This window comes from Cellulosimicrobium funkei (assembly GCF_004519295.1).
Classification (GTDB): domain Bacteria; phylum Actinomycetota; class Actinomycetes; order Actinomycetales; family Cellulomonadaceae; genus Cellulosimicrobium; species Cellulosimicrobium funkei.
The window spans coordinates 127,166-152,215 of sequence record NZ_SOZH01000009.1 but is presented as its reverse complement, the minus strand read 5'-3'; the positions used below and the strand labels follow the sequence as shown (position 1 = coordinate 152,215).

At 74.7% G+C, this 25,050-nt stretch carries 18 protein-coding genes and 1 tRNA gene; 5 read left to right on the top strand and 14 right to left on the bottom strand.

The genetic code is table 11. The features are described 5' to 3' along the window. Positions 1-2 precede the first annotated feature (2 nt). Positions 3-1,250 (bottom strand): PQQ-dependent sugar dehydrogenase, encoded by a 1,248-nt coding sequence (locus E1O70_RS15725; RefSeq protein WP_061268074.1) that lies wholly within the window; start codon positions 1,248-1,250, stop codon positions 3-5. A 222-nt stretch (positions 1,251-1,472) separates the two neighbouring features. On the opposite strand from E1O70_RS15725, the gene E1O70_RS15720 reads away from it, so the two are divergent. Then, on the top strand, positions 1,473-2,282 hold the full coding sequence (locus E1O70_RS15720) for an SDR family oxidoreductase (RefSeq protein ID WP_061268073.1): 810 nt from the start codon (positions 1,473-1,475) through the stop codon (positions 2,280-2,282). On the opposite strand, the gene E1O70_RS15715 is transcribed toward E1O70_RS15720, so the two are convergent. Then, positions 2,266-3,450 carry an aminotransferase class I/II-fold pyridoxal phosphate-dependent enzyme gene (locus tag E1O70_RS15715; protein ID WP_061268072.1) on the bottom strand — a complete coding sequence of 395 codons (1,185 nt, stop codon included), beginning with the start codon at positions 3,448-3,450 and terminating at the stop codon, positions 2,266-2,268. The genes E1O70_RS15720 and E1O70_RS15715 overlap by 17 nt on opposite strands. A 126-nt stretch (positions 3,451-3,576) precedes the next feature. Continuing rightward, on the bottom strand, positions 3,577-4,041 hold the full coding sequence (locus tag E1O70_RS15710; RefSeq protein ID WP_051028253.1) for a MarR family winged helix-turn-helix transcriptional regulator: 465 nt from the start codon (positions 4,039-4,041) through the stop codon (positions 3,577-3,579). A gap of 84 nt (positions 4,042-4,125) precedes the next feature. On the opposite strand from E1O70_RS15710, the gene E1O70_RS15705 reads away from it, so the two are divergent. Then, positions 4,126-4,725, top strand: coding sequence for an isochorismatase family protein (locus E1O70_RS15705; RefSeq protein ID WP_043656105.1), 600 nt, complete (start codon positions 4,126-4,128; stop codon positions 4,723-4,725). A gap of 48 nt (positions 4,726-4,773) precedes the next feature. Here the strand turns inward: E1O70_RS15705 and rsmI are convergent, their stop codons facing one another. Next, on the bottom strand, positions 4,774-5,664 hold the full coding sequence (gene rsmI, locus E1O70_RS15700; protein ID WP_061268071.1) for a 16S rRNA (cytidine(1402)-2'-O)-methyltransferase: 891 nt from the start codon (positions 5,662-5,664) through the stop codon (positions 4,774-4,776). A gap of 35 nt (positions 5,665-5,699) precedes the next feature. Here rsmI and E1O70_RS15695 point away from each other — a divergent pair, with 35 nt between their 5' ends. Further along, complete coding sequence (locus tag E1O70_RS15695) at positions 5,700-7,415, top strand: dolichyl-phosphate-mannose--protein mannosyltransferase (RefSeq protein WP_082774535.1); 1,716 nt, start codon at positions 5,700-5,702, stop codon at positions 7,413-7,415. A 51-nt stretch (positions 7,416-7,466) separates the two neighbouring features. On the opposite strand, the gene E1O70_RS19965 is transcribed toward E1O70_RS15695, so the two are convergent. The 3 genes from E1O70_RS19965 to E1O70_RS15680 form a co-directional block, all read right to left on the bottom strand. Next, positions 7,467-9,149: a hypothetical protein gene (locus tag E1O70_RS19965; RefSeq protein ID WP_082774534.1), complete on the bottom strand. Its 1,683-nt coding sequence runs from the start codon at positions 9,147-9,149 to the stop codon at positions 7,467-7,469. 94 nt (positions 9,150-9,243) lie between these two features. Further along, the gene (locus E1O70_RS15685; RefSeq protein ID WP_061268070.1) at positions 9,244-10,731 is read right to left on the bottom strand and encodes a family 20 glycosylhydrolase; all 1,488 of its coding nucleotides are present in this window, start codon (positions 10,729-10,731) and stop codon (positions 9,244-9,246) included. A 105-nt stretch (positions 10,732-10,836) separates the two neighbouring features. Further along, complete coding sequence (locus E1O70_RS15680) at positions 10,837-12,465, bottom strand: hypothetical protein (RefSeq protein ID WP_061268069.1); 1,629 nt, start codon at positions 12,463-12,465, stop codon at positions 10,837-10,839. Between the two features lie 197 nt (positions 12,466-12,662). On the opposite strand from E1O70_RS15680, the gene E1O70_RS20175 reads away from it, so the two are divergent. Next, complete coding sequence (locus tag E1O70_RS20175) at positions 12,663-13,178, top strand: DUF4190 domain-containing protein (protein ID WP_051028544.1); 516 nt, start codon at positions 12,663-12,665, stop codon at positions 13,176-13,178. A gap of 92 nt (positions 13,179-13,270) precedes the next feature. On the opposite strand, the gene E1O70_RS15670 is transcribed toward E1O70_RS20175, so the two are convergent. The 6 genes from E1O70_RS15670 to E1O70_RS15645 form a co-directional block, all read right to left on the bottom strand. After that, positions 13,271-14,167, bottom strand: coding sequence for a formylglycine-generating enzyme family protein (locus E1O70_RS15670; RefSeq protein ID WP_128957433.1), 897 nt, complete (start codon positions 14,165-14,167; stop codon positions 13,271-13,273). 170 nt (positions 14,168-14,337) lie between these two features. Then, positions 14,338-14,410 (bottom strand) — tRNA-Ala (locus E1O70_RS15665). 64 nt (positions 14,411-14,474) lie between these two features. Continuing rightward, positions 14,475-15,689 carry a hypothetical protein gene (locus E1O70_RS15660; protein ID WP_061268068.1) on the bottom strand — a complete coding sequence of 405 codons (1,215 nt, stop codon included), beginning with the start codon at positions 15,687-15,689 and terminating at the stop codon, positions 14,475-14,477. A gap of 61 nt (positions 15,690-15,750) precedes the next feature. Further along, complete coding sequence (locus E1O70_RS15655; protein WP_043657664.1) at positions 15,751-16,401, bottom strand: GNAT family N-acetyltransferase; 651 nt, start codon at positions 16,399-16,401, stop codon at positions 15,751-15,753. A 167-nt stretch (positions 16,402-16,568) separates the two neighbouring features. Continuing rightward, the gene (locus tag E1O70_RS15650; RefSeq protein WP_061268067.1) at positions 16,569-19,025 is read right to left on the bottom strand and encodes a glycoside hydrolase family 94 protein; all 2,457 of its coding nucleotides are present in this window, start codon (positions 19,023-19,025) and stop codon (positions 16,569-16,571) included. A 73-nt stretch (positions 19,026-19,098) separates the two neighbouring features. Then, entirely contained in the window at positions 19,099-21,339 is a 2,241-nt protein-coding gene (locus E1O70_RS15645; protein WP_061268066.1) for an NTP transferase domain-containing protein, read from the bottom strand. A 180-nt stretch (positions 21,340-21,519) separates the two neighbouring features. Here E1O70_RS15645 and E1O70_RS15640 point away from each other — a divergent pair, with 180 nt between their 5' ends. Then, positions 21,520-22,152: a 5-formyltetrahydrofolate cyclo-ligase gene (locus E1O70_RS15640; RefSeq protein ID WP_034654285.1), complete on the top strand. Its 633-nt coding sequence runs from the start codon at positions 21,520-21,522 to the stop codon at positions 22,150-22,152. A gap of 72 nt (positions 22,153-22,224) precedes the next feature. On the opposite strand, the gene E1O70_RS15635 is transcribed toward E1O70_RS15640, so the two are convergent. Then, on the bottom strand, positions 22,225-24,783 hold the full coding sequence (locus tag E1O70_RS15635; RefSeq protein WP_061268092.1) for a penicillin acylase family protein: 2,559 nt from the start codon (positions 24,781-24,783) through the stop codon (positions 22,225-22,227). Positions 24,784-25,050: the final 267 nt, after the last annotated feature.

Genomic DNA, 25,050 nt, shown 5'->3' with positions numbered 1-25,050 from the left:
GCTCACCCCGCCGGCGTCACCGCGACCCGGAGCAGCCGGTCGTCGCCGTCGCGCGGCTCGCCCCGACCGTCGGTGTTGCTCGTCAGCACGTAGAGCACCGCGCTCCCGTCGTCGCCGGGCGGCGTCGCCGGGTCGACGAGGACCGCCCGCAGCCGCCCCCGGTCCGTCAGCACCGCGTGCGGCGCGCCGAACGCCGCGGCGTCGGTGCCGCCGTCGGGCGAGGCGAACGGCACGCGCCACAGCCGCTCCCCGCGCAGCCCCGCGAGGTACGCGCCCTCACGGGTCACGGCGATCCCGCTGGGCGAGGCGTCCGACGTCGGCCACGTCGCCACCGGGTCGACGAACCCGGCGGCCGCCCCGCCCGTGCCCTCGACGTCGGGCCAGCCGTAGTTCCCGCCGGGCACGACGACGTTGAGCTCGTCGAACGTGTCCTGGCCGAACTCGGACGCGAGCATCCGGCCCGTCGCGTCCCACGCGACCCCCTGGACGTTGCGGTGCCCGAGGCTCCACACCGGCGAGGCCGGGTCCGGGTTGCCCGGCGCGGGGTCGCCGTCCACCGTGACACGCAGGATCTTGCCCGCGAGCGCACCCGGGTCCTGCGCCGCACCGCGCTGCTGCGCGTCCCCCGTCGTGACGTAGAGGTGGCCGTCGGGCCCGAACGCGAGCCGTCCGCCGTCGTGCGTGGAGGCCGCAGGGACGCCCTCGACGACCGGCGTCAGGGCGGAGAGCTCGCGCCCCGCGAGCGTCCCCCGCAGCACCTCGTTGCCGTCCGGCGCGGTCCGGTACACGAACACCTCCCCCGCCGCGGCGCCGCCCGCCGGGCCCACCGCGACGCCGAGGAGCCCCGACTCGCCGCGCGCGACCGTGCCGTCGCGCAGGTCGTCCGCTCCCGGCCCGGTCACCGGCTCGACGGCGCCCGTCGCCGGGTCGACGACGACCAGCCGGCGCTCGTCGCGCAGCGAGACGAGCAGCGTGCCGTCCGCGAGCGCCGCGAGCCCCCACGGCGCCGGGAGCCCGGTCGCGACCTCCGCCACGTCGACGCGCACCTCCGGCACGACGAGCAGGCCGTCGGCGGCCGGTGCCTGCGACGAGCCCGACGCGCCGGGCGTGCCGGGGTCGGCCGGCGCGGACGTGGCGGTCGTGACCGACGGCGCGGGGGCGGGCGCGTCGTCCGGCGCCTCGCCCGAGCACGCGCCGAGCACGACGGCGAGCCCGACGGCGAGCGCGGGCCCGCCGGCCCGCGCGGGCACGGCGGGACCTCGCCGGGCGGCCCGGGTTCCGTGGTGGCGTCGCACCTGCCCATCGTCACCCGGAGCGGCGGGTCGCGCCGGGTGGGGCCGGGTGGGGCCGGGCGGGGACGACGGACCTTCGGCCCGCGCCGCCGGTCCTTCGGCGGCCACCCGGGCCGGGACGGCGAGGCATGCTGGAGGTGTCCCCGAGGTCCGGGGACGTGGGCGAGGAGGCGTGTGCACATGTCGCGGACGTACGTGGTGACGGGATCGGCATCGGGCGTGGGGGCCTGCGTGGCCGGGTTGCTGCGCGAGCGGGGCGACCGGGTCGTCGGCGTGGACCTGCGCGACGCCGAGGTCCAGGCGGACCTCAGCACCGACGAGGGTCGCGAGCGTGCGGTCGAGGAGGTGCTCGCCGCGACGGACGGCACGGTCGACGCCGTCGTCGCGTGCGCCGGGATCTCCGCGCCCGTCCCGACGACCGTCGCGGTGAACTTCTTCGGCGTCACCCGGTTCCTCACGGGCCTCCTGCCCGCGCTCGAGCGCTCGCAGGCGCCGCGCGTCGCCGTCGTGTCGTCGATGGCGACGCTCCAGCCCGTCTCCGAGGCGATCGTGGACGCGTGCCTCGCGGACGACGAGGACGAGGCTCTGCGCGTCGCCGGCACGCTCGCCGAGCAGGGCCCGCAGGTCGGGTACCTCGCCTACCCGTCGTCCAAGCGCGCGCTGTCGCGGTGGGTGCGCCGCGAGTGCGTGACGGCGGCATGGGCCGGGCGGGGCATCCCGCTCAACGCCGTCGCGCCCGGGACGGTGCTCACGCCCATGACGACCCAGCTCCTGTCGACCCCGGAGTCGGTCGCGATGGTCGACGCCGCGGTGCCGATGCCCCTCAACGGGCACCAGTCGCCCGAGTCGGTCGCGTCGCTCCTGCTGTGGCTGACCGACGCCGCGAACACGCACGTCACCGGGCAGACGATCTACGACGACGGCGGCGCCGACGCCGTGCTGCGCGGCGACGACGTGTGGACGGGGACGGTCCCTAGCCCAGCCGGGTGAGCCCGCGGCGCAGGCCCCGGACGGCCTGACCGATGCGGTGCTCGTTCTCGATGAGCGCGAACCGCACGAACTCGTCGCCGCCGGGGCCGAACCCGACGCCCGGGGACACCGCGACGTCGCACTCCTCGACGAGGTGCGTCGCGAACTCGATCGAGCCCATGTCGCGGTACGGCTCGGGGATGCGGGCCCACGCGAACATCGTCCCGCCGGGCTTGTGGATGTCCCAGCCGATGCGCTGCAGGCCGTCGTACAGGGCGTCGCGACGAGACTCGTAGACGGCCGAGATCTCCTGAGGAAACTCCGTCGCCTCGTTGAGCGTGACGGTCGCGGCGATCTGGATGGGCTGGAACGTGCCGTAGTCGAGGTAGCTCTTGAGCTTCGCGAGCGCCCCGACGACGTCGCGGCGCCCCACGAGGAACGCGACGCGCCAGCCCGCCATGGAGAACGACTTCGTCATCGAGTACAGCTCGACCGCCACCTCGCGCGCGCCCTCGCACTCCATGATCGACGGCGGCTCGAACCCGTCGAACGTCATGTCGGCGTACGCGAGGTCGTGCACGAGCACGACGTCCTTGTCCCGCGCCCAGTCGACGAGACGCTGGAGGTCCTCCTTGGTCGCCACGGTCGTCGTCGGGTTGTGCGGGAACGACAGCACGACGACGCGCGGCTTGGGCCAGCCGAGCTCCCACGCCTCGATGATGCGGTCGATGTACCCGGCGGCGTCGGTCCCGTCGCCGATGGGGACCTGGCGCGCGTCGGCGCCCGCGAAGTAGGGCCCCCAGATGTGGATCGGGTAGCTCGGGGTGGGGACGAGCGCGACGTCGCCCGGCTGCAGCAGGACCCACATGAGGTGGCTGAAGCCCTCCTTGGCGCCGATGGTCGAGATGATCTCGGTGTCCGGGTCGAGGCTCACGCCGAACCGGCGCTGGTACAGCCCGGCGACGGCCTCGCGGAGCTTCGGGATGCCGCGCGACGCGGAGTAGCGGTGGTTGCGCGAGTTCTGCGCGGCCTCGGCGAGCTTGTCGACGGCGACCTGCGGGCTCGGCAGGTCCGGGTTGCCGAACCCGAGGTCCACGACGTCGCGCCCCGCTCGGCGTGCCTCGATCTTGAGCCCGTCGATGATCGTGAAGACGTAGGGCGGCAGACCGGGGATCCGGCGGAACTCCATCGCAGTGCTCCAGCTCTGTGCGGCGCTCCCGGGCGCGGGGGTGCGCACGGGTCGCGGGTCTCGCAGGGTACGCCTGCCGCCCGACGACGTGACACCGCGTCTCGCGGTCGGCCCGCCGCCCGCGGGTCAGCCGGACCAGCCGAGGTTGCGCGCCATGCGCTCGAGCGTCGCGACCGTCCGCGCGTACTCCTCGCGGCTCACGCCCTGCGCGACGCGCTCGCGCGCGACCGACACCGCGTCGAGCAGGTCGTGGTACGCGTGGTTGCCCGCGACCGTCACGGACAGGCCCTGGTCGCCGCGCGCGACCCAGCCGCGGCGCACGAGGTCGTCGATCTCCGCCGTCACGGCGCTCGCGCCGCCCGCCCCGGCACCCGTGAAGGGTGACAGCACGCCGTCGACGCTCGTCTCCTCGCTCACGCCGTCACGGATGGTGTTGAGCACCTGCCAGTGCCGGCGCGTGAGGCCCGAGTGCTGGAACACGGCGTCGAGGTTCTCGTCGATGAGCCGGTCCACGAGCTTGAGCCAGTACCCGAGGGGTCGTCCGGCGTCCGTGCCGGAGGTCGTCGTGGGCGGTTCCTGGTGCTCGGTCATCGCTGCCTCCCGGTCGGATCACGGCTGGGCCCCACTCTCGCACCCGCGCTCCCCCGGTGCCCGCCGGGGTGGCAGAGTGGGCGCATGACCGAGAGCACCCCCGCGCCGCGCCGCGCGCTGATCGTCGTCGACGTCCAGCCCACGTTCTGCGAGGGCGGCGAGCTGGGCGTCGAGGGCGGGAACGCCGTCGCCGAGCGCATCGCCGAGCACGCGCGCGACCACCGCGACGCGTACGACCTCGTCGTGACGACCCAGGACTGGCACGTGGACCCGGGCCAGCACTGGAGCCCCGACCCGGACTTCGTCGACACGTGGCCGCCGCACGGGATCGCCGGCACCCCCAACGCCGAGCTGCACCCGGCGCTCGCCGACCTCGCGCCCGACGCCGGGGTGAAGAAGGGCGAGTACCAGGCCGCCTACTCGGGCTTCGAGGGCGTGGACGTCGCGGGCCGACCGCTCGCGGACCTGCTGCGCGACGCCGGGATCGAGGCGGTCGACGTCGTCGGCATCGCCGAGTCCCACTGCGTGCGCGCGACCGCGCTCGACGCGCACGCGCTCGGCCTCGCGACGCGGGTCCTCACCGACCTCACCGTGCCGGTGACGCCCGAGCTCGGTGCCGCCGCGCGCGAGGAGCTCGCCGCGGCGGGCGTCACGCTCGTGGCGAGCGACGCCGTCGGGCGCTGACCACCGCGGTCGCGGTCCGGGCGACCCCGCGGGACGCCCGGACCGCGCTCACCCGCGGCGCGCGTCGAGCGCGGCGGCGTACAGGTCGCGCTTGGGCACCCCGGCACCCTGGGCGACGTCCGCGACCACGTCCTTGAGCCGCTCCCCGCCGTCGACGCGCGCCAGGACGGCGGGCACGAGCTCGGCGAGCGGGACGGGCCCGCGCGGCGGCGCGCCACCGACGACGACGCAGATCTCCCCGCGCAGCTGCTCCTCGGCGGCGTGCTCCGCGAGCTCGGCGAGGGGGCCGCGCAGCACCTCCTCGTAGGTCTTGGTGAGCTCGCGCGCGACGGCGGCCGGCCGGTCCGGGCCGAACGCGCCGGCCATCGCGGCGAGCGTCTCGGCCACGCGGTGCGGTGCCTCGAAGAACACGAGCGTGCGCGGCTCGTCGACGAGCGCCGCGAGCGCACGCGAGCGGTCCCCCGCCTTGCGGGGCAGGAAGCCCTCGAAGCAGAACCGGTCCGTCGGGAGCCCCGAGAGCGCGAGAGCGGTGAGCACCGCGCTCGGCCCGGGCGCCGTCGTCACCGGGAGGCCGCGCTCGACCGCGCGGCCCACGACGCGGAAGCCCGGGTCGGACACGCTGGGCATCCCCGCGTCCGACACGACCAGCACCGTGCCGCCGCCGTCGACGACGTCGAGCAGGTCGTCGGCGCGCTCCGCCTCGTTGTGCTCGTGGAAGCTCACGACCCGCCCCCCGACCTGGACGCCGAGACGGCCCGCGAGCGCGTGCAGGCGCCGCGTGTCCTCCGCCGCGACGACGTCGGCCTCCGCGAGCAGGCGGCGCAGGCGCGGGCTCGCGTCCTCCGCGTTCCCGATGGGCGTGCCGCCGAGCACGAGGTGCCCGGCCTCCCGCCGGGTCGTGGGCGCGTCGGGGCCGGGCCCGTCGGTCGAGGAGGACATGGCTCCCAGGGTTCCACACGTGCGCGGCCCCTACGATGGCCAGCGTGTCCCAGCCGCCCGCCGACGCGACCCCCGGCCCCCGCCCCCCGGCCGACGCCACCGACGCACCGCCGACGGACGTGAGGGCGGACGACGGCGCACCGCCGACGGACGTGACGACGGACGACGGCCCCGCGCCGAGCCACCGCGAGCGGCTCCTCCTCGCGCTGCTCGGCCCGCGGCGCCTCGCGCTCGGCGCGACCGCGCACGACCGGCTGTGGGGGTGGCTCGGCGTCGCGATCGTCGCCGTCGTCGCGGCCGTGCTGCGGCTGTGGAACCTCGGCCGGCCCGGCACGCTCGTGTTCGACGAGACGTACTACGTCAAGCACGCGTGGACGCTGCTCCAGGTCGGGTACGAGGCCGACTGGCCCGAGGAGCCGAACCCGGCCTTCGAGGCCGGGGACGTGAACTCGTTCCTGCCCACGGCCGACTACGTGGTCCACCCGCCGCTGGGCAAGTGGATGATCGCGCTCGGCATGAAGGCGCTCGGCGGGGCCGAGAACCCGTGGTCGTGGCGGATCGCGTCCGCCGTCGTCGGGGTGATCGCGGTCGTGCTCGTCGCGCGCATCGCGCGCCAGCTGTTCGCCTCGACGGCGATGGGGATCGTCGCGGGCGCGCTCATGGCCGTGGACGGCGAGGCGATCGTGCACGCGCGCACCGGCCTGCTCGACAACATGCTCATGCTCTGGGTGCTCGTCGCGTTCGGGTGCCTCCTGCTCGACCGCGAGCAGGCCCGGCGACGCCTCGCGGAGCGCTGCGGGGCGATCCTCGACGCGGGCGGGCGCATCGGGCGCTACGGCCCCGGCCTCGGGTGGCGGTGGTGGCGCTTCGCCGCGGCCGTCGCGCTCGGGCTCGCGTGCGGGGTCAAGTGGTCCGGCCTGTACTTCCTCGCGGTCCTCGCCGTCGTCTCCGTGCTCTGGGACGCGACGGCGCGGCGCACCGCGGGCGTCGGGCGCTGGTGGGAGGACGCGCTCGTGCGCGACGCGATCCCGGCCGCGCTCGTCATGCTCCCCACCGCCGCGCTCACCTACGTCGCGACGTGGACGTCGTGGTTCCGCTCGCCCGGCGCCTACATGCGCCAGTGGGCCGTCGAGCACCCTGGCGAGGGCGTCCAGTGGCTGCCCCCGGCGCTGCGGTCGCTGTGGGAGTACCACCTGAAGATGTGGGACTTCCACACGGGGCTCACGTCCGAGCACACGTACGAGGCGCACCCGCTCGGCTGGATCCTCCAGTGGCGGCCCACGTCGTTCTACTGGCGCTCGTACGAGGCCGGCGAGGCGGGCTGCGAGGTCGAGCGGTGCGCGCGGGCGATCACGTCGCTCGGGAACCCCGTCCTGTGGTGGGCGGCGGCGCTCGCGATCCTCGTCGCGCTCTACGCGCTCGTGCGGCTCAAGGACTGGCGCGCGCTCGCCGTGCTCAGCGGGATCGTCGCCGGGTGGGCGCCGTGGTTCCTCTACGCCGAGCGGACGATCTTCACGTTCTACTCGATCGTGTTCCTGCCGTGGGTCGTGCTCACCCTCGTCTACGCGATCACGCTCGCGCTCGAGCGCACGGAGGGCCGGGCGGTCGCCCGGGCCCGGGTGCGCGTCGGGATCACGGTGCTGCTCACGACGATCGGCGCCGTGAGCGTGTTCTTCTACCCGATCTGGACGGCGTGGCAGGTCCCGTACTGGTTCTGGCGGATGCACATGTGGCTGCCCACGTGGATCTGACGCGCTGACCCGGAGCGCCGGCCGGGCGCCCCGGCGCGAGCCGGGCCGGCGTCACTGGTAGCTGACGAAGTCCGGGGTCGGGCTGATGCCCCAGGTCTGCTCGGGCGTGAGCATGGGCGCGTCCTCGTCGTAGAAGTTCTTCCAGCCCCAGAACAGCCCCGCCGGCGCGTCCTGGTGCAGCGTGGACCACGTGGCCGCCTTCGCGCCCTGGCCACCCTGGCCGTCGGCGTGGACGACGGTCGCGAGCTCGGGGTGGGCGGTGTCGAGGCGGGCGCGGTCGGTGATCATCGACGTCCGGAACTGGTGCAGCAGGAAGACCTTCTGCGGCAGGTCGCGCTCGCGCACGAGGCCCGCGAGGTAGTCGCCGACGGCGTTGACCTCGTCCACCCCGACGGAGCCGATCTGGGCGAGGTGCACCTGGTCGGGGCCGAGGCGCCACTCCGGGTCGAGCGCGACGCCGACGTGCGGCTGCGCGACGAGGTCCTCGTACGCGCGCACCTGCGTGAGGAAGTCCGTGCGGCCCGGCTGGAAGTCCAGCACGACGTACACCCCCGCCTCGCGCGCGGCGTCCACGTAGGGCCGCACGAGGTCGGCGGCACGCTCGTTCGAGTAGTTGCCGTCGGAGCCCGCGGACCCCGACGCGACCGTCGTGATGATCTCGAGCGTCGGCACCACGGGCTCGTCCGTGAGGCCCTGGTACCAGGCCGCGTGCTCCTGGGCGCGCGCGATCGTCGCGGCGACGTCCTGCTCGCCGAGCACGCCGAGCACCGGCGCCCCCGGCGACCCGTAGAGCGCGACGTAGCGCTTGCCGGGCAGGGCGAGCTGCCCGCCGCCGGGCAGCTCCGTGCCCGTCGCGGCCGCCTCGACGCGCCACCCGAGGTCGTCGGGGCTGCCGAACGACGCCCCGAGGCCGACGGTCGCCGTCGCCCCGGCCCCCGCGACCGCCTGGACGGCCTCGGACGTGGTGCGCGGGTCGCCGCCGGGGGCGTCGACGACCGTCGCGCCGGACGCGCGGGCCGTCGCGGCCGCCGGTCGGGCCGCGGCCCCGGCGTCGGGGTCCGTCAGCGCGAGGACGCCGGTCGACGTCTGGGCGTCGCCCGACGCCGGGAGGTCCTGGACCGCGAGGTCGGCGGCGCCCGCGAGCGACTCCTCGTCGACGGCGCCGTCGGGCGCGACGGCCGCCGGGTCGACGTGCACCGTGGTCACGTCGTCGAGGCCGGGGACGCTCGTCCCCTCCGGCGCGACGACGACCGCCTCGGCGGCGTCGAGGCGTGCCAGCTCCTCGGCGAGCGCCGCGTCGTCCCCCGCGACCAGGACGGGCGCGACGACCCGCTCGGCGAGCGCCGCGGCGACGCCGACCGCGGTCGCGTCCTCGACGGCGTCGTCCGGCACGACGACCGCGACCGGCGCGGTCGCGAAGAACGTGCGGCTCGCCGCGAGCGCGAGCGCGGCGGGGTCTTCGTCGGCGAGGGTGAGGACGCCTTCGGGCGTCGCGGCGCGGGCGCCGTCGGCCTCAGCCTCGGCGCCTGCGGCGGGCCCCGTGCTGCTCGCGGCGGGGTCCGGGTCGCCGCCCGTGCACGCGGCGAGCGCGGTCGCCAGGGCCAGCGTCGCGGCGAGCGCGGCCGCACGACGGCGCGGGCCGCTCCGGCGCGCGCGGGAGCCGGGGCGGGGGGTCGGGGAGGGAGATCCGGACGGGTCGTCGTGGCGGGCGGCGGAGAGGGTCACGAAGGCCATCGATCGATGGTCCGTCAGCGGTCGCCCGCCTCGCGACCGCAGGAAGGCTTTTCCCCGGTGACGTCCACCACCCCGCGGGCGTCGCCCGCCCGCGTCACCAGTCGACCTGCTCCGAGGGGTGGAAGGGGGTGCCCGAGCGGCGCCACGCGTGCGCCTCGCGGGCGACGCGTCGGCGGTAGTCGTCCCAGTCCTTGCGGTCGGGGGCCGTCCAGGCGACCTCCGCGACGGCGCTCAGGCGCGGCAGGAGCATCGTGAACAGCGCGTCGAGCGTGGGGATGCGCTCCGTCCAGACCGCGGCCTCCACGCCCTCGATCGAGTCGGCAGGGAGCCCGGGGACCACCTGCTCGGGCTCCCAGTCGTACGCGTCGCGGACCTCGACGAGCCCCGCCCACTCCTGCCCGAGCGGGAAGTCGGCCGTGTACTTCATGTCGAGGTAGACGCGGTTCGCGGGCGACATGATGACGCGCGCTCCCGCCCTGGCCGCGTCGACGAGGTACGTGAGGTCCATGGGGTGGGTGTCCCAGTACTGCACGAGGGTGCCCGGGCGCAGGGGCGCCTTCGCCGCCTCCTGCCACGCGACCGGCTTCTTGCCCGCCTCGAGGATCAGCCGCTCGCACAGCTCGACGAAGCGCGCGTACTCGGCGGGCTCCATCTTCAGCACCTCGTCTCCGCCGAGGTGCACGTGCTCGCCGTCGGTCGCGTGGGCGAGGTCGGTGAAGACGTCGCGCAGGAAGGGCTCGGTGGCCGGGAGGTCGAACGTCAGGCGCGAGAAGCCCACCTCGATGCCGTGGTAGGCGTCCGTGGGGACGCCGTCGGGCATGAGGTCGCCGTACACATGGGTCGCCGCGTTGATGTGGCCCGGCACGTCGATCTCCGGCACGACGCGCACGAAGCGCTCGGCCGCGTGGTCCTGCAGGGCGCGGAAGTCGGCGAGGGACAGGTGGCCGCCCGTCCCGCCGGACGTGTCGCCGCCCGAGGAGAGCTTGGCGAGCTCGGGCCGCGACGGCGACTCGATGCGCCAGCCCTGGTCGTCGGTGAGGTGCAGGTGCAGCACGTTGAGCTTGTACGCCGCCGCGACGTCGACCACGGCCCGCAACGCGTCGAGCCCGAAGAACGTGCGCGCCACGTCCACGGAGAGACCGCGCCAGGGGTAGCGCGGCGCGTCGTGCACGACGACGTGCGGCACTCGCGCGGGCGCCCCGTCACCCGACGCGACGACGAGCTGGCGCAGCGTCTGCACCGCGTGGAGCAGCCCGGCCGGCTCGGGCGCCGTGGCGGTGACGCCGGCCGCGTCGACGACGAGGCTGTAGCGCTCGGGGCTCGTGGAGCCCTCCGGCCCGGCCGCCTCGTCGACGCGCAGGACGAGCGCCGTGCGCTCCCCGTCCGCGGCGGGCACCGCGACGGCGGCGGGGTCGTCGTGCGTCGCGGTGACGCCGTCGAGGCCGGAGAGGAGCTTCGCGGCGAGGTCGGCGAGCCAGGGGGCGGCGCCGTCGAGACCGACCGCGTGGACCTCCAGGGCGGGGACGGGGACGTGTCCCTCGCCGGGCTCGACGTGCAGGGGCTGGGGGATGATCGAGACCATCAGGTACCTCGTCGTCTGGGTCTGGTCGAATCGATTCGGCTTTTGCGAGCGACACACCCTAACCCGCTCGCGCGGGACCGGCCAAGTGCCCAGAGGAGCGGATCGTCAGCGCGACGCCGCCACGTAGCGCGGGCTCGGGTCGAGCGACAGCACGCCCTCGACGTCCCCCGCCGGGTCCGCCGAACCCGTGGTCCAGCCTCCCACCACGCCCGCCGGGACGTCGTCGAGCAGCGTGCCCCACTCGCGCGCGCGGGCGCCGAACCCGGCCTGCGCCGTCGACTGCAGCACGACGGCCGCCTCGCCCGCACCCACGTCGAGCGCGGCGGCGTCGAGCACCGCCTCGGCGTCGGGCCGCTGCACGACGACGAGCTTCTGCGGCAGGCCCTGCGTGCGCACGACCTCGCCGACGGCGCCGATCGCGGCGCTGAGCTCCGCCGCGCCCACCGTGCCGGCCCGCGACTCCTCGCCCGCGCGACGGGCGTCGACCGCGAGCGCGACGCCCACGGTCGGGCGGGCGAGCAGGTCCGCGTACTCGGCGACCTGCTCGTCGAAGCTCGCGCGGCCGGGCTCCAGGCGCAGCACGACGAGCACCCCCGCGGCCGCCGCGGTGTCCACGAGCGGGACGAGCTCCTCGGCCGGGATCTCGGTCGAGTAGTCGCGGTCCGCGCCCGGGTTCGACGACGCCCGCGTGGCCGGCACCTCGAGCACCGGGACCACCACGTCGTCCGGGGCGGCCTCGGCGTACGCCGCCGCCGCCTCCTGCGCACGCTCGACGGCCTCCGTCGCCGAGCGCTCCCCCACCGCGACGAGGCCCGACGTCACGGCGTCGGCCTCCACCGCGACGTACCGGACGCCGTCGGCCAGGACGAGCTGCGAACCGCTGGGGAGCAGGTCGCCCGCCTCGGCCGACCGCAGCCGCCACGTGAGGTCGTCGGCCGTGCCGAAGCTCGCGCCGATACCGACGACGGCGAGCGCCTTCGCCGCCGAGATCGCGTCGACGACCTCGGCGGACGCCCGCGGGTCGCCCTGCGGCACCTCGAGGGGCACGGCGCCCGCGGCGCGCGCGGTCGCGATGGCGGCCGACTGCGGTCCGCCCGGCACCGCGAGGCTGCCCGGCTCCGTGAGGGCCAGGACCTCGGTCAGCGTCTCCGGCTCGCCCCGATCGGGCAGCGCGGCGCGGACCTCGTCGAGGTCGCGCTCGTCGAGCGTCCCGTCGGGAAGGAGCGCCCCGACCTCCAGCAGGACGCGCTCGACGCCGTCGACGTCGCCCAGGGTCGCGCGCGCGGGCTCCTCGCCCACGCCCTCCTGGCCGGGGGGCGCCTCCGGCTCGCCCACCTCGACGACGGCGACCGCGCCGAGCCGGCTCAGCTCCGTGCGCAGCCCGCCGTCCGAGATGGCGCCACCCACGAGCAGCACGGGCGCGGCCAGCTCGACGGCGGCCGCGGCCGCGGTCGCGCGCGCGGCCTCGTCGTCCGCCGCGGCGAGCACGACGACCGGCGCGTTGGTGAAGAACGCCTGGCTGCTCGTCAGCGCGAGCTCCGCCGGCTCGGTCGAGCCGAGCACGAGCACCCCGTCGCTCGGCTCGGCGGCGCGGGCGACGAGCCCGGTCTCGCCCGCGGACGGCCCGTCGGCCTCCGCCGTCTCCGCGGCGCAGCCGCCCAGCGCCACGACGGCACCGAGCGAGAGGACGACGGGGAGGGCGACAGGGACGAATCGGACCTTCCGAGTGTTCACGCCCCCATCATCGCGCACCTGGCGCGGCTCGCCGACCGAGGGATGTGAGGGACTCGTGACGGTCGGACCGACCCGCCGCGGGGTCGCGTGACCCCCACCACCCGCGCCGCCCGCCGAGCGCGCCGCGGAACCACAGGGCGGGCGGCGCCCCCGACCGGCATACTGGACGGGCCCTGACCGAACGCCGAGGAGATCGCATGTCGACCCCCGACCAGCCCGACCAGAACCCGCAGCAGCCCGGCGGGACGCCGTCCGGCCCGCCCGCCTACGGGGCGCCGCAGCCCGGCGAGCCGCAGCAGCCGCCGCAGGCCCCGCAGTACGGCGCCCCTCAGGCCCCGCAGTACGGCGCACCGCAGGCGCCCCAGTACGGCGCACCGCAGGCGGGCGCCCCGTCGTACTCCGCCCCGGGCCAGGACCCGGGCAAGACGATGGGGATCGTCGGTCTCGTGCTGTCGTTCCTCGGCTGCCTCTCGATCGTCGGCCTGATCCTCAGCATCGTGGCCTTCAACAAGTCCAAGAAGGCCGGCTACAAGAACGGCCTCGCGCTCGCCGGCATCATCGTCGGTGCGATCGTGCTCGTCCTGACGATCATCGGCTCGATCGTGTTCTTCAGCACCGTCGGCGCCGTGACGCAGGAGGTCCTCGACGCGTGCTCCGGCGTGCCGTCGGGGACGGTCGTCGAGGTGCGTGGCGAGCCCGTCACCTGCCCCTGACCTCGCCGCGGCGACGCCGCTCCGCGAAGGCCCTCACCGGCTCGGTGGGGGCCTTCGCCGTGTTCGGGCGGGGACGGAGCGCCGACCTGCGGTCAGAGGGCGTCCGCGGCGCAGCGGAATCCGAGGTGGGTCGTCGCGCTGTCGTCGGACTGCGCGGACCGGGCCGCGGGTCGGTAGCGGCGGCAGTACTCGGGCGCGCACAGGTACGAGCCGCCTTTCGTCACGCGCAGGACCTCCGGCGACGTCGTGGGGGCCAGCAGGTTCGGTCGCCCACCGGCGTCCGGCCCGCGCGTGCCCGGGACGACGTGGCGCGGCGTGAACGTGTCCGCCGTCCACTCCCACGTGTTCCCGACGAGGTCCACGAGCCCGTACCCGTTCGGGTCGTACGAGCCGACGGGCGACGTCCCGCCCCACCCCTCGTCGAGGTACGGGAACCGGCCCTGCCACGTGTTCGCCATCGGACGCCCGCCCGGGGCGAGCTCGTCGCCCCACGCGTACTCCGCGTCATGGAGACCGCCCCGTGCGGCGCGCTCCCACTCGGCCTCGGTGGGCAGACGACGTCCCGCCCACCCCGCGTAGGCCGAGGCGTCCTCGAACGCGACGAGCACGACCGGGTGGTCCGGCCGGTCGTCCACGTCGGAGCCCGGCCCCTGCGGCGCGTGCCACGACGCCCCGGGCTGCCACCGCCACCACTGCCGCCAGTCGCGCAGGTCGACCGGTCCGGCCGTCGGGGTGAACACGAGCCCCCCGGGCACCAGGTCCGCCGGGTCGGCACCCGGGAAGTCGGCCGGGTCGAGCGGGCGCTCCGCGACCGTCACGTAGCCGGTGTCCGCGACGAACGCCGCGAACTGCGCGTTCGTCACCGCGTGCCGCTCCAGGAGGAAGGGCTCGACCTGCCGCTCGTGGGCCGGACCCTCCTCCGGGTAGTGCCGGTCCGAGCCCATGCGGAACGTCCCGCCGGGGACCGGGACCAGCTCGGTGAGGGTCACGTCGCCAGGATAGGTCTGCCGCACCGCCCGAGCGCGCAGGCTCGGCACCGCCTCCAGGACTTCGACGTCGGGGCGGAAGGACGGTCGCCGGCATCGCGGGAAAGTCCCGGGACAAGACGAGACCCTCGCCGTCTCAGGTCGTCGACCTGGTCTGGCGAGGGTCTCTCCGGTGGAGCTAGGGGGATTCGAACCCCCGACCTTCTCATTGCGAACGAGACGCGCTACCAACTGCGCCATAGCCCCTCAAGCGAGGAACAGATTAGCACCCCGAGGGCGGGGTCTCGCAAACCGGCCGCCCCCAGGGGGTCTACTGTCCTGCCGCCCGACGGCGCGCCAGGATCTCGTTGAGGTCGAGGCCGAGCGTCTCCGTGGAGGGCTTGCGCTCGTCGCCCGCGGCCGGGGCCGGGGCGCCGGACCGGGCGTCGGCGGCCACCACCACGGGCTCGACGCGGACCGAGACCGTGGGCGAGACGACGTCGTCGTCCGTGAGCGGGGCGGGCTCGCGGCGGGGCGCCGTGGGCTTCATCGTGTACGTCGGTGGGGGCACCGGCACGGGGTCCCACGCGCGGCCTGTCGGGACGTGCTCCGCGTCGACGGCCTCGACGGTCGGGGCGGTCTGGGCAGCGGTGCCCGGCTCGTCGGCCGCTGGGGCGGGCTCCTCGGACGCGGGACCCTCGGTCGCGCCGGACGCGGTGACCCGCTCGCAGGACGACGCGGCGGGCGCGCCGGCGTCGGCCGACGCCGCGGCGTTCGCCCGCGCGAGGTCCTGCGGCGTGACGCGCGGGATCATCTGTGTGCTCACCTGCGACCCGTGGACGGCGCGTCCGGTGACGCGCGGACGCGCGCCCCGGGGTGCGGGCGGTGCGCCGAGCACGGCGCCGCGCGCCGCGCGGGCCGCGGCACGACGCTCGGCCAGCCACGCGGCGTCGGACCGCTGGGCGGCGAGCACGGCACGGCGGCCGAGCACGAGCACGAGGCCGAGGAACGCCGTCGGGACCACGCCCGCCCACCACGGGACGAGCCCGAGCGCGACGACGACCCACACCCCGACGGTCGCGAGGAGCAGCACGACCGTGAGCGCGAGACGACGGCGCGCCGCGGCGGCGCGCCGCTCGAGGAGCTCGAGGCGGGACTGCTCGGAGGCCGGCTGACGGCGCGGCGGTGCCCCGCGCGAGGGTGACGCGCTGACGGTGCTCCCCATGGCGTGCGTTCCCTCCTCGTCGTGCGTCCGGCCCTCGGACCGGCTCTGCGTCCCGGCTGCCCCGAGCAGGGGGCGCCCTCCGGCTCCGGCGGGACCGGAGGCGATCGCCGCGACGGTCGTGACGCCGTCGAGCCGGGCGTCCCAGCGGTCGAACCCCCCGCCGCCCGGGCCGGCGACGGCCAGGACGCGCAGGGAGCCGGAGAAGCGGTCGTCCGTGCGCGCGTCCAGCAGCTGCTGCCGGTGACGCACCCGGTGCGGGACGTAGAAGCCGACCCACAGCAGGAACACCGCGAGCGCGACGATCCCCGAGGCCGATTCCACATCACGACCGTAGGCGAGGCCCGCGGTCACGCTCCGCACGCGCCCCGGCGTGTCGGGCGGCTCAGATGCTCTCGCGGCGTGTCGCCTGCCAGCGCGCGAGGAGGCCGTCCGGGACCTCCTCGCTCGTGACGGCGAACGTCCGGTGGTCGCGCCACTCCCCCTGGATGTGCAGGTAGCGCTCGCGGACCCCCTCGTCGCGCAGCCCCAGCTTCTCCACGACGCGCAGGCTCGGGCCGTTCTCCGGGCGGATGTTGATCTCGATCCGGTGCAGCCCGAGGATCGTGAAGCAGTAGTCCGTGGCCATCGCGACGGCGGTCGGGATGACGCCGCGGCCCGCGACGTGCTCGCTCACCCAGTAGCCGATGCTCGCGCCGCACAGCGAGCCGTACGTGATGGACGACACGGTGAGCTGGCCGACGAGCTCGTCGTCCAGCTCGACGGCGAACGGCAGGGAGGACCCCGCGCGCGCCTGCGCCGAGAGGACCCGGACGTACTCCGCGAACGTGGGCGGCCCGCCCGGTGTGCCGGGGCGCGGCGACGTGCCCTCCCACCGCTCCAGCCAGTCCGCGTTGCGCGCGCGCAGCCGCATCCAGGCGTTCGCGTCCCGGCGCCGCAGCGGACGCAGGACCACGGACCCGCCCAGGGTGTCGTCCCGCAGCGTCACGGGCCACGGCTTGGCGACGGTCCAGCCGCGCGCGATCTTGTGGGTCATGCGGCGGTGTACCGTCCTCGGCCTGTCGGTGGGCTTGGCGACGAGGACCGGCGGTGCGCCCGGCCCTCGGTGCACAGGGTGACACCACCGGGCGCCCGCGCGCCACCGACCGGTGACGCGGGCACCCGATGGTGTCCCCGTGCTCAGTCCCGCACTCGGACCCGTCCTCAGCCCAGCGTGACGACGACCTTCGCCTCCGTGCCCGCGGGCAGCGCCGGGATCGGGGTCGCCGGGTCGTGCTCGACGCCGTCGACCGTCACCGAGCGCACGCCCTTCGACACGTGGTCCGGGTTGCGGACCTCGATGTCGTAGACGGCGCCGCGCCACTCGCGACGCACCTCGAACCCGTCCCAGTCCTTCGGGATCGACGGGTCGACGACCAGGCCGTCGAGCGCGAGGCGGACGCCGAGCACGTACTTCGTCACGGCGGTGTACATCCAGCCGGCCGTGCCGGTGAGCCACGGGTTCTGCGCCTTGCCGAACCACTCGTGGTCGCGGCCGTAGAGGAACTGGACGTACGCGTACGGCTCCGCCCCGCGGACCTCGATGTTGTCGTTCTGGTGGTACGGCAGGATCGCGTCGTAGAACTGCACCGCCTCGTCGCCGCGGCCCAGCATCGCCTCGGCGATGATCGGCCACGCGTTCGGGTGGGAGAAGATCGCGGCGTTCTCCTTGATGCCCGGGTACACGCGCGTCACGAAGCCGACCGTGTCGTCGACCTTCGTGAACGCCGGCCAGTTGAGGTGGTTGCCGTACTCGGAACCCAGGAGCTCGCGCACCGCGTCCATCGACGCCTCGCCGCGCTCCTGGCTCGTGATGCCCGCGATGACGGGCCAGGCCTGGTGCTCGAGGAAGATCTTGCCCTCGTCGTTCTGCGCCGAGCCGATCTTCACGCCGTCGCGCGTGTAGCCGCGGATCCACCAGCGCCCGTCCCACAGCTGCGCGTCCGCGACCTTCGCGATGCGCTCGCGCTCCGCCGTGAACCGCACGACGTCTGCCTCGGCGCGCTCGTCGCCCGCTGCCGCGAGCGGCTCCGCGACCTCGAGGAACGCGCCGATCGCCCACGCGTGGAGGAACGTCACGAGCGACGTCTCGCCGCCGCCGAGGTTGAGGCAGTCGTTCCAGTCGGCGCGCAGGCCGAGCGCGACGCCGTTCTGGCCCACCTGCTCGGCGGAGAACTCGAGCGCGCGGACGAGGTGGTCGTAGACGGTCGCGGGCGTGCCCTCGGCGAACGGGATCTCCAGGTCGAGGAACGCGCGGTCGCCCGTCTCCTTGACGTACTCCACGACCGACGCCACGAGCCACAGGTGGTCGTCGGAGCACGTGTCCTCGAGGCCGTGGATGAGGTCCTTCGGGTCGACCGTCGGGACGATCGTCGGCGACGGGACGTCGGGCAGCTTCTCCGCGTCGGGGTCGAACGCCTTGGGGTCGAACAGGTGCAGGCCGTAGCCGGCCTCCGTCTGGGCCCGCAGGAGCTCGACGATGCGCTGCCGCGTCTTCGTCGGGTTCGAGTGGATGACGCTCATGACGTCCTGCGCCGTGTCGCGGTAGCCGAGCCCGGCGCGCCCGCCCACCTCGACGAAGGACGCGAACCGCGACCACACGACGCACGTCTCCGCCTGGAGCAGCGTCCACGCGTTGATCATCGTGTTCATGCCCTCGTGGGGCGTGCGGATGCGCAGCTTGTCCTGCTTGGCGCGCCAGTAGTCGCGCAGGCGCTCGCGCTCGTGGTCGACGGCCGCGACGTCCGAGTACTTCGCCTGGATCGCGCGCCCGGCCGCGTCGCGCGAGCCGTAGCCGAGCATGAAGACGAGGCGCTTGGTCTCGCCCGGCGCGAGCGTCACCTTGTGCAGCAGCGCGCCGCAGTGGTTCTGCGTCGTCGCGCTCGCGTTCGAGCCCTCGCCCCGCTCGATCGCGACCGGGTTGCTCTCGGTGCGGTACGGGCCGATGAAGCTGTCGCGCAGCGAGTCGTACGACGACGGCGTCTCGCTCGACGCGAAGTAGTGGTACGTCCAGGGCTCGTAGTAGAAGTCGTACTCGATGATCCCGTCCTCGTACGAGGAGCCGGACGCGTAGAGCGACATCTGCAGGTTCTGGTTGTCGATCGTGATCGTGTGGAACGAGAACTCCACGTACGACCCGACGGTGAGCTCGCGCACCTCGTCCGTCGTGTTGGTGACGCGCACGTCCCACAGCTCGACGTCGTCGTCGAGCGGGATGAAGACCGTCTGCTCCGCGTCGATGCCCTTGTACTCGGAGCGGAAGGTCGTGTAGCTCAGGCCGTGGCGCGTGGTCCAGCGCCCCGCGCCGCCGGCCGGGTCGAGCTCCTCGTCCGGCCCGACGAACGGCTTGCCGACCGGCTGCCAGGACACCGACCAGTAGTCGCCGTCCGCGTCGTCGCGCAGGTAGACGTAGTGACCGGGGCGGTCGAGCGGCACCCCGTTCTGGCGGAAGCGCGAGATGCGCCCGTACTGCGAGCTCTTGTAGTACGAGTACCCGCCGCCGTGGTGCGACAGGACCGTGCACATGTCCCGGGTGCCGAGGTAGTTCGTCCACGAGACGGGGACGTCGGGGCGCTCGACGACGTACTCGTCGTGCGCGGTGTCGAAGTGGCCGTAGCGCATCGTTGCTCTGGTTCCTGTCCTGGGGTGGGGCTGGGGGCTGGGTGCGGCGGGGTGCCGGGTGGGGGCGCGGGCGTCAGACGCCGGCGGTGACGAACCCCTGCAGCCACTCGAGGAGCTCGGCGGCCTTCTCGGGGGTGTCCGCCTCGACGAACATGCGCAGGACGGGCTCGGTCCCGGAGAACCGCAGGAGCGCCCAGTTGTCGTTCTCGAGGAGGATCTTGGTGCCGTCGAGGTGGGAGACCGAGACGACCGGGTACGGCCCGACGTGCGTGAGGGGCTGCGCCTCGAGCCGGCGCGGCACCTCGACGCGCATCTCCGGGGTGGCCGGCACGCCCGCCTCGAGCGTGTACAGGCGGCCGGTGATCTCGTAGAGCATCGCGCGCAGCTCGGAGATCCGCTTGCCCGTGCGCGCCAGCATCTCGGCCACGAGGGCGCACGCGAAGATGCCGTCCTTGCCGAGGATCCACCCGCGGATCGTCAGGCCACCCGACGACTCGCCGCCGAGCACGGCGCCGATCTCCGCCATGCCCGCGGTGACGTGCTTGAACCCGACCTTGACCTCGCGCGACTCCTCGCCGAAGTGCGCCGCGAGCCGGTCGAGCAGGTGCGTCGTCGCGAGGTTGCGCACCACGCCGCCCTTCTCCCCGCGGACCTCGTGCAGGTACCAGTACAGGAGGAGGAGCAGGTCGTTCGTCGAGATGTACTCGCCCGTCTCGTCGACGATCCCGATGCGGTCCGAGTCGCCGTCCGTCGCCATGCCGAGGTCGTAGCGGCCGCCGCCCTGCTGGATCATCGTCACGAGCGTGCTGAGGCGCTGGAGGTCCGGTGCCGGCGCGACGCCGCCGAACAGCGGGTTGTGCGCCGCGTGGATGAACTCCGACCGCACGCGCATGTCGGACAGGATGGTGCCGAGCGTGAGCTGGCTCGTGCCGTACATCGGGTCCACGACGACCTGCAGGTCCGAGCCGCGCACGGCCTCGACGTCGATGATCCGCTCGATCGCGTCGACGTACGGGTCCGTGAGCGACCGGTCGACGACGACGCCCGTGCGGCGGGCCACGTCGATGTCGAGCGTGATGACGTCGTCGACCGACAGCGCGTTCGCCTCGTCCTGGTAGCGGTCCGTCTCGTCGTCGAGCGGGAGCGAGCCGTCCTGGCGGAACACCTTCATGCCGTTCCACTCGGGCGGGTTGTGGCTCGAGGTGACGATGATGCCGTAGGCCGCCCCGAGGTAGGGCGCGGCGAAGGTCACGAGCGGGGTCGGCACGTCGTCGGGCAGGAGGGTCACCGCGATGTTGTTGCCCGCGAAGACCTCGGCCGCGGCGATGGCCGACTCGCGCGAGAGGAAGCGGCGGTCGCCGCCGATCACGACGCCCTTCCCGTCCAGCCCGCGGCGGATCGTCTCGTTCGCGATGGCCTGGCACAGCCGGCGCACGTTGGCGAGCGTGTAGCCCTCGCCGATGACCGCGCGCCAGCCGCCGGTGCCGAACACGATCTTCGTGTCCGTGTTCTTCTTCGGCACGAACAGGCGCTTGAGGACGATGTCCGCCGCCTGGGCGAGCTCGTCCGGGGTGTTGATGCCGCGGACCTCGTCCACGTCGACGATGCGGTACGACGAGATGCGCTTGCCCGCCCCGATGACGCGGCGCGCGAGCTCGGTCAGCCGGTGCTCGCCGTCGGCCGCCATGCGCTCCAGCTCGCCGAACAGCAGGCGGGGCGCCGCGACGTACGCACCCACGTTGATCTCGGTGGCCGGCTCGGGCGTGGCGTCCGCGACCTCGGACGACTCGAGGATCGCCGCGATCTCGCCCCCGGCGCGGACCACGCGCCCGTAGCCGTCCGGGTCGTCGACGACGGCGGAGAGCAGCGACAGGTCCGCGCCCGTGAGGGTGTGGCGCGTCAGCAGCCCGAGGAGCGACTCGGAGCGCAGCAGCGGCGTGTCCGCGTAGGCGACGAGGACCGGCTCGTCGACGCCCGGCCCGAGCACCGACGCGATCGCCTCGCGCGCCGCGAGGACCGCGTCGCCCGTGCCGAGCGGCGACTCCTGCTCCACGTAGACGACGTCCTCGCCGAGCAGCTCGCGCACGGTCGGGTCGTCGGGCGACACGACCACGACGATGCGGCCCGCGTCGACGACGCGGCGGACGTTCGCGACCGCCAGCTCGACGACCGTCGCGCCGCCCAAGGGCCGCGACAGGAGCTCGCGCGACGCGTCGTCGTGGCCCGCGGCCAGCACGACGGCGGCACGACCGGTCCTCGGGTGGGCGCTCCCTCGTGGGGCGGTCTCGGTGGGGTTCGCGGTCGTCGCGGTCATGGCGTCCTCACTGTCGGCACCTCTGTCGGACGGCGACCCATTTGTCAGGAGTCCGAACTACTGGCTTCCTCCGATCATAGGCACCACGGACGCGTCCGCGGAACCCGCTCCGGGACTCCGGGGCCGAAGGTCACCCGCGCGGCGTCGGCGCGGACGCGCGCGCCGGGTGACAATAGGGACATGAGTGGCCCGGTCCAGCCATACCCCCTGCACGGAAGCATCGAAGCCGAGGACGCGAAGGAGATCCTCCGCAAGGCCATCCGCACGCATCGCCAGGCGCGGTCCGAGCGGCTCCGCAAGGAAGCGGACGCCGCCATCGCCGACGTCGTCGAGACCATCCCCGAGGTCGCCGCCGCCACGTGCGTCGCGACCTACGCCGCGCGCCCCGGCGAGCCCGGCACGTCGGCGATGCTCGAGCGCCTCGCCGCGCGCGGCGTCCGCCTGCTGCTCCCCGTGCTCGGCGCGGGGCTCCAGCGGGACTGGGCCGTCTACGACGGCCCCGCCGACCTGCAGGTCCGGGCGCCCGGGCGGCCGCCCGAGCCCGGCACCCCGACCCTGGGTCCGGAGGCGATCGCCGAGGCCGACGTCGTCGTCGCGCCCGCGCTCGCCGTCGACTCGCGCGGCGTCCGGCTCGGCCAGGGCGGCGGGTGGTACGACCGCGCGCTCGAGCACGTGCGTCCCGGCACCAAGGTCGTGGCCGTCGTGTTCCCGGAGGAGGTCTACGACGCGAGCGACCGACCGCTGCCGGTCGAGCCGCACGACCGCACGGTCGACGCCGTCGCGACGCCCCTCGGCTGGCGCTGGCTGCCGTAGCAGGCTGCGCCGTCCGCCACCGCGCCGTCCGCCACCGCGCCCGCGCACGGGGCGGACGCGCCTGCGGCTCCGCTACGGCACGAGGGTGAGCTCGTCCTTGCTCGCCTCGGCGACCGCCTCCGTGGAGAACGGCCACGCGTACGTCTCGCCGCGGGCCCAGGTCTTCAGCTGGTCTGCGTAGTGCTTCGACGCCGGGTGCCCCGAGGTGCCCGTGACGGTCACCCACGTCGAGCGGTCGAGGTCGCCGAGGTCGACGACCATGCGCATCGACGGCCCGGCCGTCACGTCGAACGACCCGGACGCGGCGTCCCACGCGGTCGCGTTGACGATCGACGAGCCACCGGGCATGCCGACCGGGGTGGGGTTGACGAAGTCGCGCACCGGCCCCGGGATCGACTCGCCGCCCAGCACGGGGTGCTCGAGAGCGAGCACGTGGATCTTGCCCCACGCCCAGTCCGACGGCTGCTTGCTCTGCTCGACGGTGAGGTCGAGGCGCGCGGAGACGAGCGCCTGCGTGAGCACCTCGTCGCGCGTCTCGACCACGCTGACCGTCTGGCGGTCGTCCCAGAACGGGTCGGTCGGGTTCTCCAGGAGGTTCTGCACGACGGCGAGCCAGCGGCTGCCGCCACCCGGACGCGCCGACTCGGGCAGGTCGTCCCAGAAGGTGAGCTGGAGCAGGTTCCGCCACACGGCGGCGAAGTACGCCGCCGCGGCGGAGTCGGTGTCGGTCCGGTAGTCCCAGTCCGCGAGGAGCTGCTGGCCCTCGGCCGCGAAGTCGTCGTCGATCTCCTGCTCGAGCAGGGGCTGCACGAGCACCTCGGCGTACGGGCTGCGGTCGTCGACCTGGACCTCGTTCATCGTGTCGACGTCCACGGTGCGCCCGGCCGAGATCTCGGCCTCCAGGAGCTCGCGGATGCGCTGCGAACGGTAGCCGTAGTCCCAGTCGGTCGTGAGGAACGGCGCGACGCCGTCCGGCAGCACGGCCTGGTTGGCGGCGACGATGAAGCCCTCGGCCGGGTCCACGACGCGCGGCATCTGCTCGCTGGGGACGTAGCCCTGCCAGTCGTAGCGCTCGTCGGACCCATCGCGCGGCCACGTGCCGTCGGAGGGCACCTCGGCGTCGGGGACCGCCTGGCGCACGGGGATCTTCCCCGGCGCCTGGTAGCCGATGTGGCCGTCCGCGGTCGCGAAGACGATGTTCTGGGCCGGCACCTCGAAGAGTGCGGCGGCCGCCTGCATATCCTCGGCGTCCTGCGCGAGGTTGAACGCGAAGACGGCGTCGGCGGTGCGGCCCGGCTCGAGCGCGGTCCACTGGAGCGCGACGGCGTACTCCCCCAGCCGCGTGTCCAGCGCGGGCGTGTCGACGGCCGCGTCCGTCGCCGGGATCGCCTCGGAGACGATCGGCCCGTGGAGCGTCGAGCGGACCTCGATCTCGATGTCGTCGCCCCCGGCGACGCGCAGCGTCTCGGTGCGGGTCTCCAGCGGGACCCACTCGTCGCCGCGCAGGTAGGTGTCGTCGCGCACGCGCTCGACGAAGAAGTCGGTGACGTCGGCGCCCATGTTCGTCAGGCCCCAGGCGAGCTGGGCGTTGTGCCCGATGACCACGCCGGGGAAGCCGGCGAACGAGAAGCCCGCGACGTCGAACCCGCACGCCGGGGAGACCTCGTTGCAGTGGAGCCCCACCTGCGCCCAGATGCCGGGCGCCCCGAGGGCGAGGTGCGGGTCGTTCGCGAGGATCGGCTTGCCCGACGCCGTGTGCTCGCCGGAGACGACCCACGAGTTCGAGCCGGTGCCCTCGCCGCGCCCGATGAGCACGGGGACGGCGCCGAGCGCGCGGTCCGCTGCCTGGAGCGCGGCCTGGAGGTGGTCCGAGCCGTACTCGGCGCGGGCCTGCGGGCCCAGCTCGAGCGCGACCTCCTGCGGGTTCTCGAGCTCGCCGGGGTCGAGGATCGGCGCGTTGAGCCCGGACGGGTAGGCAGGGAACAGCTCCGCGACGCGTACCGTGTCCTGGAGCGTGCCGTAGGCCAGCGCGCGGTCGAGCTCGTCGTCGTAGTTGCCGCGCAGGTCCCAGGCCATCGCCTTGAGCCACGCGAGCGAGTCGACCGGGTCCCAGGGCTCGGGCTCGGCGACGTCGACCTGCAGCCCGAGCACCGTGTACTCGAGCGCGATCTCCGACGGGCTGCGGTCCTCCAGGTAGGCGTTGACGCCCTCCGCGTACGCCTGGAGGTACGCCTTGGTCTCGGGAGAGACGACGTCCCACTCCTCCTCCGCGACCTGGCGCCAGCCGAACGTGCGCGTCACGGTGTCGGCGGCGATCGCGTCCGGGTTGTCGCCGACGAGCTCGGCGAGCCGCCCCGACGTGACGTGCCGGCGGTAGTCCATCTCGAAGAAGCGGTCCTGCGCCTGGACGTAGCCCTGGGCGCGGAAGAGGTCCTCGGGGGTGTCGGCGTAGATCTGCGGCACGCCCTGGGCGTCGCGCAGCACGGTCACCTCGCTGCCGAGGCCGGGCACGGAGATCTCGCCGGACGCCTGCGGGAGCGGGCGCCGGACGGTGACCACGACGAACGCGGCACCCGCGACGAGCGCGACGACGAGCAGCGCCGCCACGCCGATCAGGACGCGCCGGCGCACGGACCGGCGACGGCGCCGCGGCGGGGCCGCGGCCTCGCCCGGGGTCGCGGGGTCGGCACCGGTGGCGGGGTCACCGGCGGGGGCCTCGGCGGGTTCGTGCGCAGACACGGATGCGAGACTACCCCGGCCCTGCCCGGGCGCCGGTCCGCGTATGATTAGCACTCGGAAGTTTCGAGTGCCAGGCGGTGTTGACACCGTCGACCAGGCCGAGACCGTCCCGATCCCGACCCGCCGGTGGCCGCCTCGACGGCCGTCTCGTGAACGAGG